Genomic DNA, 14,978 nt, shown 5'->3' on the forward strand with positions numbered 1-14,978 from the left:
CACCATCAGTCATCTGTTGAATTGCCGCCGGAGCCGCCAGGCATGCCGGCTCGACAGCACCAGGGCCCAGCCGATCGTGACATAGAGAGCTCCGAGCACCGGTTTCGGGATACCCGAATGCCGAAGGAGGTAGCCCATCGCCATCATCGCCATGACCAGCAGCCAGGTCCGGATGGAATACACCGCCCCGACACAGGCCGTGCCGTTGAAACGAAGAATCCGCTGGATGCCTTTTTCGGCCGTCCGGTCGAGAATCAGCAGCGACTTGGCGCTGCCCAGAAGCAGGGCGGGAATGATCAGCCACAAGGCATCGGCCGACCGCAGCCACAGTCCGCCTCGCACCAGCAGCCACATGCCGACGGCGGTCCACAGCACCGCGGACAGGAGCAGATGCACCCGTTTGTCGACACCAGGCGTAAACCGTTTCAGACCGCTGGTCGTCACAACCGCATCCCGAAGAAAAAAAGACAAGCCCATCCCCCGACAGGAAGATGGGCTTGATATGCTACCTGGTGAGCGCAGCTATTACATCTCTGTTACGGTAATGGCGTTCTCAGGACATACTTCGACACAGGTCTCGCAGCCGAGACATTCGTCCATCTCTACCGGCTCGGCCTTGCCATCCACCATCTCGAATACCTGAGCAGGACATGCTGCAACACACTCTTCATCACCAACGCATTTGTCTTTATCGACAACAACCTCAAACATGATTCACCTCCATAAAGTGAGAATTAATATAAGTATTTGTCATACTTATTCAGCAGTCCAAACACTTGCACGGATACTTGTTCCGTGTAATCATCCAATATCCGACCCCCAGTTTTTTGTCAAGCAAAAATGGCCGGGAAAAAATGAATGAAAATAAAAGCCTTGCCCCACATACACTTACCGGATTTGAAGGGATTGCCGTCCCTGAAACCGGGCATGGTGACCTTCGGCGGAGCTGATTCGACAGCCACTCGCCGACCCCGACACCCATCTCCTGCCTGCCGCCGGAATATCGTTGACCCTGGCCGGCCTTTCCATATAAGGTAGGGCTCGCATCGGGCTCGGCCACTCAGGCTGCCGCCGCATCCGCAAACCAGCCAGGAAAAAATCCGTCAAACTGACATCATGAAAAAGAAAGCCCCGGAATTACGCAAAAAGGCCCTGAAGGCAGAAAAACGTGAACAGGCGATGATCGAAGGCATCCTCGAAGGCAGTCCCGACGGCATCGGCGTCGTCGTCATCCGTCTGGAATGCGGCTGCCGCAAGATGGCGGCCGTGGCCAGGGACGGCGAACCGGCCTCGAAGATCATCATGTACCGGGACATGGCGGAAAGCATCTGCGACAAATGCAAACAGGACAACGGGGCCTTTGTCCGGGTCACCGAATCCTTCATCCACTGGGTCGAACCGGCCCCCAGCGAAGAGGACCAGGAGACGATCTACCGCAAGGTCCTCGGCAGCCAACCGTCCCACTGAGCCGGCCCCGGCCGTACTGCTTCCGGGCAAGGGCCCGTCAACCCCTCCCACGCCAGCGCCGGCAACAGTTGACCAAAGCCGGCGCCCATTCCGGGGTGCCATCGGCATGGACGTGGGTATAGAGGGCGAAGACATTGCCGCGGCACAGGCCGTCACGACCGCCGACGAATCCTTTGCCCCGCGACATCCTCAGCACCAGGTCGGCCTCGTCGCCCCGCCAGTCGAGAACGGTCGAATAGCGGAATTCATGGCCGCGTACTTCGGTGCCGATCGGGTAGTACGGATTGTCCTTTTCCACGATACATACCGAGTAGCCATGGGCCTGCGGTTTCTTCGCCATGCCGAAACGCACCGGGAACACCCCGGCCAGTGCGTGTTCCCGGCCGTCGAGAAGGATCGATTCCCCAAGATAGATCAGGCCGCCGCATTCGGCATAGATCGGCATCCCCTCCTCCGCCGCCCGGCGCACCGAGTCGCGGAAGCCGCGGTTGGCCGCCAGTTCCCGGGCACTGGTCTCGGGAAAGCCGCCGCCGATATAGAGCCCGTCGAGTTGCGGCAGTTCCCGGTCCTGCAGGGCGTTGACAAAGACCAGTTCCGCCCCGGCCCGTTCCAGCGCCTCGAGATTCTCCGAATAGTAGAACTGGAAGGCGGCGTCCTGGAGGATGCCGATCCGCACATCCGCTTTGGGCAGGAGTTCATCCAGGACGAGGCTCCGGTCGAAATGAACGGGCTGCATCAACGCGTCGATCCGGGCCAGATCGAGGCCGGCAGACACCGTCTCCACCAGGAAATCCAGGGCCCCGGCGGTACCGTCGTACTCCTGATGGGGGATCATGCCGAGGTGGCGCATCGGAAAGATGTCCCGCTTCAGCCGCGGAATGGCGCCGAGCACCGGCACCCCGGTGTAGCGCTCGACCGCCTCGGTGATCAGCAGGCGCTGGCGTTCGGTGGCGATCTGGTTGAGGATGACGCCGCGGATATCCAGCCGTTCGTCGAAGCGCAGACAGCCGAGGACCATCGCCGCCACGGTGCGGGTGGTCTTGGTGCAGTTGACGACCAGCAGCACCGGCAGGCCGAGGGCGACGGCGAGATCGGCGGTCGAATAGCCGCCGTCGGCGTTGACCCCGTCGAACAGGCCGCGGTTGCCCTCGAGGATCACCACATCGGCGCCCTGGCCATGCCGCTGCAGCGACCGGTGCAGGGCCTCGCCGCTCATCAGGAAGGGGTCGAGATTGTAGCATCTGCGTCCGGCCGCCAGCTGCAGCCAGCCGGCGTCGATGTAGTCGGGGCCCTTCTTGAACGGCACGACCTTTTTGCCCTGACGGGCCAGCGCCGCCGTCAGGCCGACCGAGACCACGCTCTTGCCCGAGCCGCCGGCCAGGCCGGCCACCGTTATTCCCCTGGTATGCATCGTACCGTCATTCATCCTCGTCTATGGTTACCGATTGTCCCGCCCGCCCCTTCAGTGGCCGGTCCGTCCATGCCGCCGCCAGGCCCGGTCGTAGAGTTCGTTGAGCCGGTTTTCCAATACCTGCCGATAATCCTCGATGCCCGCCCCTTTGATATCGGCCGGCACGTACAGCGGCTCGCCGTAGTAGAAATCCACCCGGGCGAAGGGCTGCGGGATCGCCGTCCGGTCCCAGGAACGGAAGGCCAGGTAGCGCGACGCCGACCACATCACCGGCAGGATCGGCACCCCGGTCCGCGAGGCCAGCAGGATCGCGCCGGGCTGAGCAAGGCGCGGCGGTCCCTGGGACCCGTCGGCGACGATTGCCGTGCTCTCGCCGGTCGCCGCCAGTTTCAACAGGTCCTTGAGGGCCTGGGCTCCCCGGTTGTTGCGCGAACCGCGGGCGGTCGAGAAGCCGAATTCCTTCGCCAGACGGGCGATATACTCGCCGTCCCGACTGGCACTGACCATCACCGTCGCCGACTCCCGCCGCAGCTGATAGAAGACGAAGAGAAAGGTGTAATGCCAGAAACTGGCCACCACCTTCCTGCCCGCATCGAGGGTGGTGCGGCGATGCTCCAGGCCATGCACCGTGATCCGGCAGGTGCCGAACCAGGCCCGCACCAGCCAGGCGACGAGCCAGGGCACGACCCGCAGCGACAGCCGGTGCAGCAGGGTCCCCTCTTTCATCCGATCTCGATCTCCAGTTTGCGCAGCATCCTGATCCGGTCCCGCAGGGTGGCCGCCTCTTCGAAGGCCAGCTCCTTCGCCGCCGCCAGCATCCGCTTCTCCAGCCGGCCGATTTCCTTTTCCAACTCGCCGATCGAGCCAAAGGAGGGCAGGTCTTCCGCCGCCTGCAGCAGTGCCGCCTGGCGGTCGACGGCCAGGGTGTAGCCGCTGGCCTGGAGATGCTGCTGCATCGAATCCTTGATCGAGGTGATGACGGTGGTCGGGGTGATGCCGTGCCGGCGGTTATGCTCCTCCTGCAGCGTGCGCCGCCGCTCGGTCTCGTCGATGGTCACCCGCATCGACCCGGTGATCACGTCGGCGTACATGATCACCAGGCCGTTGCTGTTGCGGGCGGCCCGGCCGCAGGTCTGGATCAGCGAGCGCTCCGAGCGCAGGAATCCCTCCTTGTCGGCATCGAGGATGGCGACCAGCGACACCTCCGGGATGTCCAGGCCCTCGCGCAGCAGGTTGATGCCGACCAGGACGTTGTAGTCGCCCTGGCGCAGGTCGCGGATCAGCTCGATCCGCTCCAGGGTCTTGATGTCGGAATGAAGATAACGGACCTTGACCCCGAGCTTGTGGTAGTAGTCGGTCAGGTCCTCGGCCATCCGCTTGGTCAGGGTGGTGACCAGCACCGCCTCGCCGCGCTCGGTCCGCAGGCGGATCTCCTCGAGCAGGTCGTCGACCTGGCTGACCGCCGGCCGCACCTCGATCTGCGGGTCGAGCAGGCCGGTGGGCCGGATCAGCTGTTCCACCACCCGCCCCTGGGCCTGGGCCAGTTCGTAGGGCCCGGGAGTGGCCGAGACGTAGATCGCCTGGTTGATCCGGCCGGCGAACTCGTCGAAGCGCAACGGCCGGTTGTCGAGCGCCGAGGGCAGGCGGAAGCCGAAGTTGACCAGGGTTTCCTTGCGCGACCGGTCGCCGTTGTACATGCCGTTGAGCTGGCCGATGCCGATGTGACTCTCATCGATGAACAGCAGGTAATCCTCGGGAAAGTAGTCGAGGAGGTTGGGGGGCGGCGCCCCCGGCGGCTTGCCGGTGAGATGGCGGCTGTAGTTCTCGATGCCGTTGCAGTAGCCGAGCTCGAGGATCATCTCGAGGTCGAACATCGTCCGCTGTTCCAGCCGCTGGGCCTCCACCAGCCGGTTGGCGCGGTGGAACTCGTCGAGCCGGGCCTTGAGTTCGTCCTTGATCGTGGCCATCGCGGTCTGCAGCCGGTCCTTCGAGGTGACGAAGTGGCTGCCGGGGAAGACCGTGTACTCCGCCATGGCGTCGAGGACCACGCCGCGCAGCGGGTCGATCAGCAGGATCCTGTCGACCGTGTCGCCGAAGAACTCGACCCGCAGGGCCCGTTCCTCCTCGTGCACCGGGAAGATGTCGATGACGTCGCCGCGCACCCGGAAGGTGCCGCGGTGGAACGACATGTCGTTGCGCTCGTAGAGCATGAAGGTCAGCCGCCGCTTGACCTCGTCCATCGGGTAGTCCACGCCGACCCGCAGGAACAGATGCATGTTCTTGTATTCGTCGGGGGAGCCGAGGCCGTAGATGCACGAGACCGAGGCGACGATCAGCACGTCGCGCCGGGTCAGCAGCGAGCGGGTGGCCGAGTGGCGCATCTTGTCGATCGCGTCGTTGATCGCCGAGTCCTTCTCGATGTAAGTGTCCGACTGCGGGATGTAGGCCTCCGGCTGGTAGTAATCGTAGTAGGAGACGAAGTACTCGACGGCGTTGTGGGGGAAGAGCTCCTTGAACTCGGCGAACAGCTGGGCCGCCAGGGTCTTGTTGGGGGCGATGACCAGGGTCGGCCGCTGCACCCGCTCGACGATCCCGGCCATGGTGAAGGTCTTGCCCGACCCGGTCACCCCGAGCAGCACCTGGCTCTTGTCGCCGCGCACGATCCCGGCCGCCAGCGTCTCGATGGCATGCGGCTGATCCCCGGCGGCGGTGAAGGAGGTGACGATTTCGAAAGGTCGGTCCATGGTGCGTACGATCAAGGTGGCAAATGGATAAAATGAAGGACTTTACCAGAAAAGCGACGGTATTGCCACGTCCGCCGGTGCCCGGTCGTGAATTCGACCCGGTCCGGACGAAAAATTGAAGTTCCCCGGGCAGGGAGTGTGGTAGATTGGGGTACAGATCAGCTTCGGCCATACCCGTTCACGGATACAAATCCATTACTACCGCCCGCCCATGAAGAACCTGCCCGCATCGTCGTCATCCTTCGTGACTCTCTCCTCCCTGCTGCTGGTGATCATGCTCTTTTCCCCCGTCCCAACATGGGCGGCTGAGGAACCGGGGGTATTTTTCCTGATGGGCAGCGGCCGGCTCCACCTGAAGAATCTGCGCAACGGCCGGGAGGCCAGGGTCGCACTGCTCAACCCCGACGGTTCGTTGAACGATGCCGCGCTGAACGAAGTCGATCGGGTCTTCGGCTTCCCGACGACGGAAAAAGGAGAGCACATCTCGCCCCGCCTCCTCGGTATGGTCAGCCATTTTGCCGACCGCATCGCCCCCGGGGCGACCATCAACATCGAATCGGCCTACCGCAGTCCGGAGTATAACGACAATATCCGCAAAAAAGGCGCCAATGCCGCCCGGACCAGCACCCACATGGACGGCATGGCCCTCGATTTCTGGCTCGAAGGCGTCGACGGCAAACACCTGTGGCAGACAATCAGGGAGGCTGACTGCGGCGGCATCGGCCATTACGGCGGCAAGGCCATCCACCTCGACGCCGGGAGGCCCAGGTTCTGGGAGGCGGCGACATCGGGGACCAAAACGGTGGAACCCGACTACAACCGCCACCTGTATCTGTCCACCGATTACGACCGCTACCGGCCGGGCGCGCGGCTGCGCCTGTCGCTGTCGGGACTCAGCACCTTCGGGTTCGGAGTCAGACCCATGGCCGTCGTCGAATCCGAAAAAACCGGGGAACAATCGCCGCTGGCGCTTGACCTTCCCGCCGCGGCCGGCAGCGCCTGCATCCCGCTCCAGGACCGCAAGGCCACCCGCTTCCTGCATGCCACACTGCCGGCGGATCAGCCGCCGGGACGCTATCGGATCGCCCTCGAATTCTGCAACAGGCCCTTTCCGCAGATGCCTGACCGGGCGACGTCCAACGCCATCGAGGTCATCGGGGTACCGCCGCCCTGACCGCGATCGCCGCCCGGCGACGATCATCCGTCGGTTGCGGCCCGGGCCATGCTCGACCGCCGTCCCCTTCATCGATCTGCTCCCAGGCGATGCAGTCCTCGGGACAGAACCTGATCGCCTCGGCCACCTTCTCCTGCGGATATTCCGGCAGTTCGGCAACCTCCATCAGCCCGGTCTGGTCGTTGAACCGGAACACCTCGGGGGCGATCTCTACACAGCCCCGGCATTCACTGCAACGCCCCGGGTCGATGACCGGTATCATCCGCATATCGCCTCCGCTTTCCCTGCAGGAACAACAACCTGCCGCTCTTGACATCAGGCAAAAAAGACCAACCTTTTGAACTACTATTGCAATCAGCAGGGGAATGTCAATCGGCATCCGGCGGAGAAAGTTCTGTCCGGTATTGTAATCATCGTTGCCGTATTTTAGTATGGAGTCATCCTCTGCCCGTCACTGAAAAATCCACCTTATCACTGGAGGGGAAGCATGCGCACAACCGAACTGACCAAAGGAATCTACTGGGTCGGAGCGATCGATTGGGACATCAGGGATTTTCACGGATATTCCACCGACAGGGGCACCACCTACAACGCCTACCTGGTCATCGATGAAAAGATCACCCTGTTCGATACGGTCAAGCATTCGCACCTCGATGAACTGCTGCGCCGGATCCGCGCCATCATCGACCCCGAGAAGATCGACTACCTGGTGGTCAACCACGTCGAGATGGATCATTCGGGCTCCCTGCCGGCGATGATGGAAATCATCAAGCCGGAAAAGCTGATCTGCTCTCCGGCCGGCCACAAGGCCATCGTCGACCATTTTCACCGCGAGGACTGGCCGTTTACGATCGTCAAGAGCGGCGACCAGCTCTCCCTCGGCCGGCGCACCATCCAGTTCCTCGAAACGAAGATGCTGCACTGGCCCGATTCGATGTTCTCCTACCTCAAGGAAGACGGCATCCTCATCTCCAGCGACGCCTTCGGCGAGCATTATGCCTCCAGCGAACGGTTCGACGACGAGGCCCCGCTCGGCGACGTGATGAACGAGGCGGCCAAATACTATGCCAACATCCTCTACCTCTACTCGCCCCTGGTCGGCAAGCTGCTGAAGACGGTGAGCGACATGAACCTCGACATCAGGATGATCGCCCCCGACCACGGGGTCATCTGGCGCAGCCATATCGACACCATCCTCAAGGCCTACGACCGCTGGAGCCGCCATCAGGCCGACAGCAAGGCCCTCGTCATCTACGACACCATGTGGCATTCGACCGAAAAGATGGCCGAGGCCGTGGCTCTGGGCCTGGAAGAGGCCGGGGTGGAGTACGCCATGATCAACCTCAAGCACCACCACCGCAGCGACGTAATGACCCAGATCCTTGGAGCCAGGGCGGTGATCCTCGGCAGTTCGACCATGAACAACGGTCTCCTGCCCCGGATGGCCGGCTTCCTCAGCTACATGCGCGGCCTCAAGCCGACCGGCAAGTTCGGCGCCGCCTTCGGCTCCTTCGGCTGGAGCGGCGAGGCGGTCAACCTGCTGACCACCGCCCTGACCGAGATGAAGATCGATGTGATCGAGGAAGGCCTGCGGCTGAAATACGTGCCGACCGCCGCCCAGCTCGAGAAGTGCCGGGAGATGGGCAAGAGGATAGGGCTGGCGGTGGTGAAGGGCGCTGCGGGGGAAGACAGGTGACGCCGGATGGAGCGGCGATGACCCGCATCGCCCAGCACCGGGTCCTTGCCGCCGGCGATTCGTTTGCCGCCTGCAGCCGGCAGGTCCGTCGCTTCTTCGATCTGACCTCGCTGGTCGTCTATGACTGTCTCGAGATCCGGCAGGACCGGTCGCTGGCCGGCGACGACCCGGGATTCGTCGGGGCCCTGGCCGCCGCCGTCGCCGAGAACCGGAAAATCGTCGCTGCGCTGGTCGTCGACCTGGAAAAGACCGGGATTCGCACGATAGCCCAGCTCTCCTCTCTGCAACAGGGGTATCCGAGCAAGGTCCTGCATATCCTCACCCATTTCCTGGACGGCTTCGTCGGCATCGACTCGTACTTCTACAACCTGATCGACGACAGCCACTGGCTGCCGGAGGCGACGAGCGCCGCCATCGGCAAAGATCCCGGTAAATACCGGCTCATCCAGCTCGACGGTTACTCGGCGACCCCGGATCAGGCGGCGCTGCTCCACAAACAGCGCTGAGCCCGGCATATCGTCGTTGACGGCGACATTTACGAAACAGTCCAACCCCGGCAAGCAGAAAACCCACGATGGAAAAACCGATCAACTGGCAGTCATTGTTCGACCAAGGCAGGGAAATCACCGCTGAAGAGGCCCGTGGATATATCGGCAGTCTGCCGCCGCACGACCTCCAGCTCATCGATGTCCGCCAACCCAAGGAATACCGGGAGGCCCACATCCCCGGCGCCAGACTCATCCCCCTCAATGAACTGCCGCAGCGATTAGGCGAGATCGATCCCGCCGGGAACACCATCGTCTAAATTCTTCCTCGAAATGGCCGGCGAGGAACAGCGCCACCTCAACAGACTGGCCCGGGAACTGGACAAGCTGCTGGCATGAGGGTATCATCGACCATGGACCGCGATCGAGCCGATTTTCCCCCAGCAATCTATATCAAGGAGCGTCAATGAGTCTTTTCACCTATACGGCCGCCGAGCTCTATTCCTGGGTCACCGGGAAAGAAGATATCGTCATCATCGATGTCCGCAACTCCGTCGATTTCACCCGATTCCACCTCGAATCACCGTTCCCGGTCGAGATGTACAACATCCCCTACTTCGATTTCATCGAAGACGAGGAGGGATGTGTCGCCAGGATATCGCCGGAAAGGCGGGTCAGGATCGTCTGCGCCAAGGAAAGCTCGGCCCGATTCGTCGCCGAGATTTTCGACCGCCATGGTTACGCGGATGTCGGCTACCTCGAAGGCGGAATCAAGACCTGGGGCAACCTGCTGGTGCCGGTCCTGCTCAACCCCGGCGCCGAATTCTCGCTCTACCAGTTTATCCGCCCCGGCAAGGCTTCGTGCAGCTACGGTCTGATCTTCAGGGAGGAAATGATGCTGTTCGATCCGTCGCGCAACATCAGGTTCTACCTCGATTTCGCCGCCGAGCACGGTTGCCGGCTGGTCGCCACCTTCGAGACCCATCTCCAGGCCGACTATATCGCCGGCAGCCGGCTGATCGCCGCCGCCACCGGCGCCGGATTTTACGCCAACGCCGGCGATTTTACCCACGCCAATCTGAGCTACCGCACGCTGAACGACGGTGAGATCCACACCTTCAGCCAGGCCGGCGGGCCGACCGTCCGGGTCCTGTTCACCCCCGGCCATACCCCCGGCAGCACCAGTTTCATCATCAATGACCAGTACCTGATCTCCGGCGATTCGATCTTTATCCATTCGATCGGCCGCCCCGACCTCGGCGGCAAGGTCGACGAGTGGTCCGGCACGCTCTTTTCCACCCTGCAGATGATGTGGGCCCTCGATGACCGGCTGATCGTCCTGCCGGCCCATTTCATGAGTTGGAACGAGGCCGACGATCACCTGGCCTTTGCCGCGTCGCTGGCCAGGACCCGGGAATACAACCGCGATATCCACGCCATCGCCGACAGCGCCGCCTTCCTGGCCTTCATCAAGGCCAACATGCGCAAACAGCCCGACGAATACGCCACGATCAGGCTGATCAACGCCAATCTCGAACAAGTTGACGACGAACGGGCGGAGGAACTCGATCTGGGCAAGAACGAGTGCGCGGCGGAGGCCTATGCCGCGATGAAGGCCGGAAATTAGGGAACTGCTGGAGACGAACGTTTCCCTGTCGCCGGTGTCGGAGACAGGGAAACGGGATCAGATTTTGGTTTCGGTCAGCCAGAAATCGTGGAGGTTGCAGAAACTGGTGGCGAGGAGAACGCCGGAATAGCCCTTCGGCAACTCATAGGTGGACACGGCCTCGGGATCCTTGGCGGTGAAGGTCCTGCTGCCGAGGACAACGCCGTCGGCCAGCACCAGGGTGTGGCGGACGATAAAATGCTTCTCCGTCATCGGGTGGTTGGTCTGCACCTTGACCTTGCCCCCCTCGACGGTGATCACCGGCGCATGACTGCCTTCCTTCTGCGTCCATTTGCCCGGATGCTCGGCGGTGTAGATAACACTCCCCATCAACGACGAATCGGCGGCCTCGGCCGATCCCGTTCCCATCAAGGCGGCCGCGGCCGCGGCGAGTGAACTCTTCAGAAATGTCCTTCTATCCGGCATGTTCTCTCTCCCCTGCAATATACTCTGGCATCAGCAGCAGTACAGATTGGTTGCAAGTGGCAGACCCTGCCACAAAAAATAACTTCATATTATACCTTCATTTCTCGAAATGAAAAGTCTTTCGGCACGAATGGACGATCGGCGACCATAATCACCCGGGCCCCGCACCGCGCCCCCTTGCCTGCCGATCACCAGTGAAAAATGCCCCTTCGTACCTTGCAGCGAACGGCGCGAGCCTGTACATACGACCTATGCAGATCTACGACGATTACGGCGATGAACCGGTGGACGTCTTCCAACCCCTCCCCGAGGCGCTCTACAGCCGCCTGTACGCGGTGGAGATGGCCGGCTTTGCCGATGACATCGATTTCTATCAAGCGCACCTGCCGGCCGCCGGCGAGGTCCTCGAGATCGCCTGCGGCACCTGCCGGCTCGGCCGGGCCTTGGCAACTTTCAACCGACGGGTAACCGGGATCGACATTTCCCTGCCGATGCTGCGCCGGGCCGGCGAAACAGGGCGGCCGAGCTGCCGGCTGGCGGCGATGGACATGCGGCAGCTCGCCTTCCGCACCCGCTTCGATGCCATCATCATTGCCTACAACAGCCTCAACCTCCTCGTCGCCGAAGACGACATCCGCGCCTGTCTTGCCGGCTGCCGCGCCGTGCAGAAGGACCACGGCCGCCTGCTGTTGCAGCTCTTCGTCCCGGGCCCCCAGCTGCTCCGGCAACCGGGCAAAAAGCTCTTCCAGTTCCAGATCTTCGACGATCCGCAGCTCGGCCGCATCGTCAAGGAGATCCTCCGCGTCTACGATCCCGAGTTCCAGATCCTCGAACTCGAGGAACGCTACCGCCTGCGCCCGACCGGAGGTGACGCCGTCAACGAGGATTTCGCGCAGCAGCTGCGTCTCCGGGCCTGGCCGGCGCAGACATGGATCGATATCCTCGCCGGTTCGGGATTCTCCGTCACCCGCTGCTTCGGCGGTTACGACCTGTCGCCCTTCATTTCCGGGACCGGCAGCATCCTGCTGGTGGTCGCCGACCGCAGCTGCCCCCCTGCTCCGCCCTTTTTTCGAAAAAAAATCACTTCTCTTGACCTAGATCAAGGAGAAGCCAACAACCCTCCTGTAGGATCATCCTCATCAACGGACGGAAAACATCCAACCACTGACCGCCATCAATTTGACAAGCAGCACCTAAAAAGCGTATCCAGTGAGGATAACCCCTCAAGGATACACAACACCATTCAGGAGGATGCCATGTTTTGTAATCAATGCGAACAGACTGCTCAAGGAACCGGCTGTACCAAGATCGGGGTATGCGGCAAGACCAACGAGGTCGCCGGCCTTCAGGATCTGCTCACCTACGCCCTGCAGGGCCTGGCGCTCGTCGCCGTCGAAGGCCGCAAGGTCGGCGTCGTCGATCAGGCCATCAACCGGTTCACCGCCGAGGCGACGTTCGCCTGCCTGACCAATGTCGACTTCGATCCGCTCCGGTTCCAGAACTGGATCAGCACCGCCGTCGAGCTCCGCGAAGGACTGAAGAAGAAGGTTGCCGCCGCCGGCGGCACGATCGATTTCGCGGCCGCTACGGCGACCTATGCCCCGGCCGCCACCCTCGAGGGCCTGATCGCCCAGGGCCAGCAGCTCGACTTCATCACTACCCTCGACCCCAGCCCCGATCTGCGCTCGCTGAAGCAGATCACGGTCTACGGCCTGCGCGGCCTCGCCGCCTATACCGACCATGCGGCGATCCTCGGCCAGGAGGACGACAGCGTCTATGCCTTCATCCATCAGGCCTTGGCCGACCTGACCCGCACCGATCTCGGCCTCGAGACCCTGGTCGGGCTGGCGCTCAAGTGCGGCGAGGTCAACCTCAAGGCGATGGGCCTGCTCGACGCCGGCAATACCGGCACCTACGGTCACCCGGTGCCGACCCCGGTCCCGCTCGGCCACAAAACGGGCAAGGCGATCCTGGTCTCCGGCCATGACCTCAAGGACCTCGACATGCTGCTGCAGCAGACCGCGGGCAAGGGCATCAATATCTACACCCACGGCGAAATGCTGCCGACCCACGCCTATCCCGGACTGAAGAAATACCCGCATTTCTTCGGCCACTACGGCACCGCCTGGCAGAACCAGCAGAAGGAACTCCCCGATTTCCCCGGCGCCATCCTCTTCACCACCAACTGTATTCAGAAGCCGCAGGAATCCTACAAGGCCAACGTCTTCACCACCGGCCTCGTCGGCTGGCCGGATGTCGCCCATGTCGGACCGGACAAGGACTTCACCCCGGTGATCAATCGCGCCCTGGCCCTGCCCGGCTTTACCGAAGACGCCGATCGCGGCACGGTGCTGACCGGTTTCGCCCGCAACACCGTCCTGGGTGTGGCCGACAAGGTCATCGAAGGGGTCAAGAGCAAGGCCATCCGCCATTTCTTCCTGGTCGGCGGCTGCGACGGCGCCAAACCGGGCCGCAACTACTACACCGAACTGGTCGAGCAGATCCCGGCCGACTGTATGGTCCTGACGCTGGCCTGCGGCAAGTTCCGCTTCTTCGACAAGCAGCTCGGCGACATCGGCGGCATCCCCCGTCTGCTCGATGTCGGCCAGTGCAACGACGCCTACTCGGCGATCCAGATCGCCGTCGCCCTGGCCGGGGCCTTCAACTGCGGGGTCAACGATCTGCCGCTGTCGCTGGTCCTCTCCTGGTACGAGCAGAAGGCGGTGGTCATCCTGCTGACCCTGTTCAGCCTCGGGATCAAGGACATCCGGCTCGGACCGTCGCTGCCGGCCTTCATCACCCCGAACGTTCTCAACGTCCTGGTCGAGAATTTCGCGGTGAAACCGATTGCCGCCACCCCGGCCGAAGACCTGCGGGCGATCCTCGGCTGATCCCCTCACGCCGCCGATGCTCCGGCCGGGACCGCCATCCTCCCCCGGCCGGAGGCCTGAGATCCCGGCCCTGTTTGCCATGAACAGGGCCGGGTTGTATATTTGGAGGAGCTTCATCCCCGGCCGGGCGACCAGGCCCCTCCCGGATGTCCGGTCAGCCGTCAAGGCTCCGGGCGCATCAACCCCAGCATGATGGACAGATATTCGAATTTCGCTGAATTGTCCCGACATGAACAGGATGGCCTAGACTTTACCATCCTGTTTCGCCATCGAGATTCCCGGTTCGCCATCATCGCCCCCCATGGCGGGGGGGTAGAGCCCGGCACGATGGACATCGCCGATGCCCTGGCCGGCAGCGATTTTTCCTTTTACGCCTTCAAGGGCAACAAGAAGACCGGGAACAAGGTCCTGCACCTGACCAGCAACCGCTTCGATGAACCTGTCGGACTGTCGATCGCCGGCAACGCCGCCATCGTCGTTTCCGTCCATGGCACCCGCGACCAAAACGACACGATTCTGATCGGCGGCCGCAATGACGAGCTGAAGCAGAGGATGCTCGAGGCCTTGCGCGCCGCCGGCTTCACGGCGGAGATCAGTGAAACGACCGGGTTGCGCGGCCAGGATCCCGCCAATGTCTGCAACCGCTGCACCAGCGGCGCAGGAGTGCAGCTGGAGATCGCCCGGGGCCTGCGGGAAAAGATGTTTGACCATCTCGGCCATCGTCCGGTACGACAGCGCACTCATATCTTCTACGACTTCGTTGCCTCGATCCGGGCAGTCCTGTCCCTGTGGCGTTGAGGCCCGATATCCGACCGCCTCCACCTTGCTCTTTTCCTCTATGATCGTAATGTTGTAAACAGATACTGTTGCATCGGACGATCGGCCGGATTTCGTCAAAGCTCTCGTTATCACCAAGAGATTCCCTTGAGAAGTTGGGAAATCGCCACCGATTGAGATAAAAAATCCCGCCATTTGACCCAGGTCAAAGACCTCCAGCCATCTTCGGCTATACTGGAGC

The 14,978-nt window shown here is 62.4% G+C and carries 14 protein-coding genes and 2 pseudogenes; 9 read left to right on the top strand and 7 right to left on the bottom strand.

Annotated elements, in window-relative coordinates:
* Positions 1–9: 9 nt before the first annotated feature.
* Positions 10–444, bottom strand: coding sequence for a hypothetical protein (locus tag ACWGKN_RS09135; RefSeq protein WP_035230841.1), 435 nt, complete (start codon positions 442–444; stop codon positions 10–12).
* Positions 445–525: 81 nt separating this feature from the next.
* Entirely contained in the window at positions 526–711 is a 186-nt protein-coding gene (locus ACWGKN_RS09140) for an indolepyruvate ferredoxin oxidoreductase subunit alpha (protein WP_035230697.1), read from the bottom strand.
* A gap of 405 nt (positions 712–1,116) precedes the next feature.
* Here ACWGKN_RS09140 and ACWGKN_RS09145 point away from each other — a divergent pair, with 405 nt between their 5' ends.
* Complete coding sequence (locus ACWGKN_RS09145; protein WP_035230696.1) at positions 1,117–1,467, top strand: hypothetical protein; 351 nt, start codon at positions 1,117–1,119, stop codon at positions 1,465–1,467.
* 37 nt (positions 1,468–1,504) lie between these two features.
* On the opposite strand, the gene ACWGKN_RS09150 is transcribed toward ACWGKN_RS09145, so the two are convergent.
* The 3 genes from ACWGKN_RS09150 to uvrB are packed head-to-tail and all read right to left on the bottom strand — an operon-like array spanning position 1,505 to position 5,622.
* Positions 1,505–2,878: a cobyrinate a,c-diamide synthase gene (locus tag ACWGKN_RS09150; protein ID WP_035230695.1), complete on the bottom strand. Its 1,374-nt coding sequence runs from the start codon at positions 2,876–2,878 to the stop codon at positions 1,505–1,507.
* A 51-nt stretch (positions 2,879–2,929) separates the two neighbouring features.
* Complete coding sequence (locus ACWGKN_RS09155) at positions 2,930–3,604, bottom strand: lysophospholipid acyltransferase family protein (RefSeq protein ID WP_035230694.1); 675 nt, start codon at positions 3,602–3,604, stop codon at positions 2,930–2,932.
* Complete coding sequence (uvrB, locus tag ACWGKN_RS09160; protein ID WP_452095076.1) at positions 3,601–5,622, bottom strand: excinuclease ABC subunit UvrB; 2,022 nt, start codon at positions 5,620–5,622, stop codon at positions 3,601–3,603. Before uvrB ends, ACWGKN_RS09155 begins: the two co-directional genes overlap by 4 nt.
* A gap of 211 nt (positions 5,623–5,833) precedes the next feature.
* Between uvrB and ACWGKN_RS09165 the strand changes: the two genes are divergently transcribed.
* Complete coding sequence (locus tag ACWGKN_RS09165) at positions 5,834–6,796, top strand: YcbK family protein (RefSeq protein WP_052160094.1); 963 nt, start codon at positions 5,834–5,836, stop codon at positions 6,794–6,796.
* On the opposite strand, the gene ACWGKN_RS09170 is transcribed toward ACWGKN_RS09165, so the two are convergent.
* Positions 6,774–7,064, bottom strand: coding sequence for a ferredoxin (locus tag ACWGKN_RS09170; protein ID WP_424255344.1), 291 nt, complete (start codon positions 7,062–7,064; stop codon positions 6,774–6,776). The genes ACWGKN_RS09165 and ACWGKN_RS09170 overlap by 23 nt on opposite strands.
* 219 nt (positions 7,065–7,283) lie before the next feature.
* On the opposite strand from ACWGKN_RS09170, the gene ACWGKN_RS09175 reads away from it, so the two are divergent.
* The 4 genes and pseudogenes from ACWGKN_RS09175 to ACWGKN_RS09190 all read left to right on the top strand — a co-directional run bounded on the left by ACWGKN_RS09175 (position 7,284) and on the right by ACWGKN_RS09190 (position 10,604).
* Positions 7,284–8,492 (top strand): FprA family A-type flavoprotein, encoded by a 1,209-nt coding sequence (locus tag ACWGKN_RS09175; RefSeq protein ID WP_424255342.1) that lies wholly within the window; start codon positions 7,284–7,286, stop codon positions 8,490–8,492.
* Positions 8,489–8,998 carry a hypothetical protein gene (locus ACWGKN_RS09180; protein ID WP_424255340.1) on the top strand — a complete coding sequence of 170 codons (510 nt, stop codon included), beginning with the start codon at positions 8,489–8,491 and terminating at the stop codon, positions 8,996–8,998. Before ACWGKN_RS09175 ends, ACWGKN_RS09180 begins: the two co-directional genes overlap by 4 nt.
* A 68-nt stretch (positions 8,999–9,066) precedes the next feature.
* Positions 9,067–9,294: pseudogene (locus tag ACWGKN_RS09185) on the top strand (rhodanese-like domain-containing protein); the annotation flags it as partial.
* A gap of 149 nt (positions 9,295–9,443) precedes the next feature.
* Positions 9,444–10,604, top strand: coding sequence for an MBL fold metallo-hydrolase (locus tag ACWGKN_RS09190; RefSeq protein ID WP_424255338.1), 1,161 nt, complete (start codon positions 9,444–9,446; stop codon positions 10,602–10,604).
* A gap of 57 nt (positions 10,605–10,661) precedes the next feature.
* Here the strand turns inward: ACWGKN_RS09190 and ACWGKN_RS09195 are convergent, their stop codons facing one another.
* Positions 10,662–11,069 carry a desulfoferrodoxin family protein gene (locus ACWGKN_RS09195; RefSeq protein WP_035230689.1) on the bottom strand — a complete coding sequence of 136 codons (408 nt, stop codon included), beginning with the start codon at positions 11,067–11,069 and terminating at the stop codon, positions 10,662–10,664.
* A gap of 341 nt (positions 11,070–11,410) precedes the next feature.
* Here ACWGKN_RS09195 and ACWGKN_RS09200 point away from each other — a divergent pair.
* From ACWGKN_RS09200 to ACWGKN_RS09210, 3 genes and pseudogenes are all read left to right on the top strand, one after another.
* Positions 11,411–11,746, top strand: a pseudogene (locus ACWGKN_RS09200) (class I SAM-dependent methyltransferase); the annotation flags it as partial.
* Positions 11,747–12,325: 579 nt separating this feature from the next.
* Positions 12,326–13,960: a hydroxylamine reductase gene (hcp, locus tag ACWGKN_RS09205; protein ID WP_452095322.1), complete on the top strand. Its 1,635-nt coding sequence runs from the start codon at positions 12,326–12,328 to the stop codon at positions 13,958–13,960.
* Between the two features lie 189 nt (positions 13,961–14,149).
* The gene (locus ACWGKN_RS09210; protein ID WP_035230829.1) at positions 14,150–14,758 is read left to right on the top strand and encodes a poly-gamma-glutamate hydrolase family protein; all 609 of its coding nucleotides are present in this window, start codon (positions 14,150–14,152) and stop codon (positions 14,756–14,758) included.
* The last annotated feature ends 220 nt before the right edge of the window (positions 14,759–14,978 follow it).

It is taken from the genome of Desulfoprunum sp. (genome assembly GCF_053613775.1).

What these genes read in the sequence shown, in the direction of transcription:
- ACWGKN_RS09195 (WP_035230689.1), bottom strand. Translation starts at nt 11,069, where the DNA reads ATGCCGGATAGAAGGACATTTCTGAAGAGTTCACTCGCCGCGGCCGCG.
- ACWGKN_RS09175 (WP_424255342.1), top strand. Translation starts at nt 7,284, where the DNA reads ATGCGCACAACCGAACTGACCAAAGGAATCTACTGGGTCGGAGCGATC.
- ACWGKN_RS09155 (WP_035230694.1), bottom strand. Translation starts at nt 3,604, where the DNA reads ATGAAAGAGGGGACCCTGCTGCACCGGCTGTCGCTGCGGGTCGTGCCC.
- ACWGKN_RS09140 (WP_035230697.1), bottom strand. Translation starts at nt 711, where the DNA reads ATGTTTGAGGTTGTTGTCGATAAAGACAAATGCGTTGGTGATGAAGAG.
- ACWGKN_RS09165 (WP_052160094.1), top strand. Translation starts at nt 5,834, where the DNA reads ATGAAGAACCTGCCCGCATCGTCGTCATCCTTCGTGACTCTCTCCTCC.
- ACWGKN_RS09145 (WP_035230696.1), top strand. Translation starts at nt 1,117, where the DNA reads ATGAAAAAGAAAGCCCCGGAATTACGCAAAAAGGCCCTGAAGGCAGAA.
- ACWGKN_RS09150 (WP_035230695.1), bottom strand. Translation starts at nt 2,878, where the DNA reads ATGCATACCAGGGGAATAACGGTGGCCGGCCTGGCCGGCGGCTCGGGC.
- uvrB (WP_452095076.1), bottom strand. Translation starts at nt 5,622, where the DNA reads ATGGACCGACCTTTCGAAATCGTCACCTCCTTCACCGCCGCCGGGGAT.
- ACWGKN_RS09170 (WP_424255344.1), bottom strand. Translation starts at nt 7,064, where the DNA reads ATGCGGATGATACCGGTCATCGACCCGGGGCGTTGCAGTGAATGCCGG.
- hcp (WP_452095322.1), top strand. Translation starts at nt 12,326, where the DNA reads ATGTTTTGTAATCAATGCGAACAGACTGCTCAAGGAACCGGCTGTACC.
- ACWGKN_RS09210 (WP_035230829.1), top strand. Translation starts at nt 14,150, where the DNA reads ATGATGGACAGATATTCGAATTTCGCTGAATTGTCCCGACATGAACAG.
- ACWGKN_RS09190 (WP_424255338.1), top strand. Translation starts at nt 9,444, where the DNA reads ATGAGTCTTTTCACCTATACGGCCGCCGAGCTCTATTCCTGGGTCACC.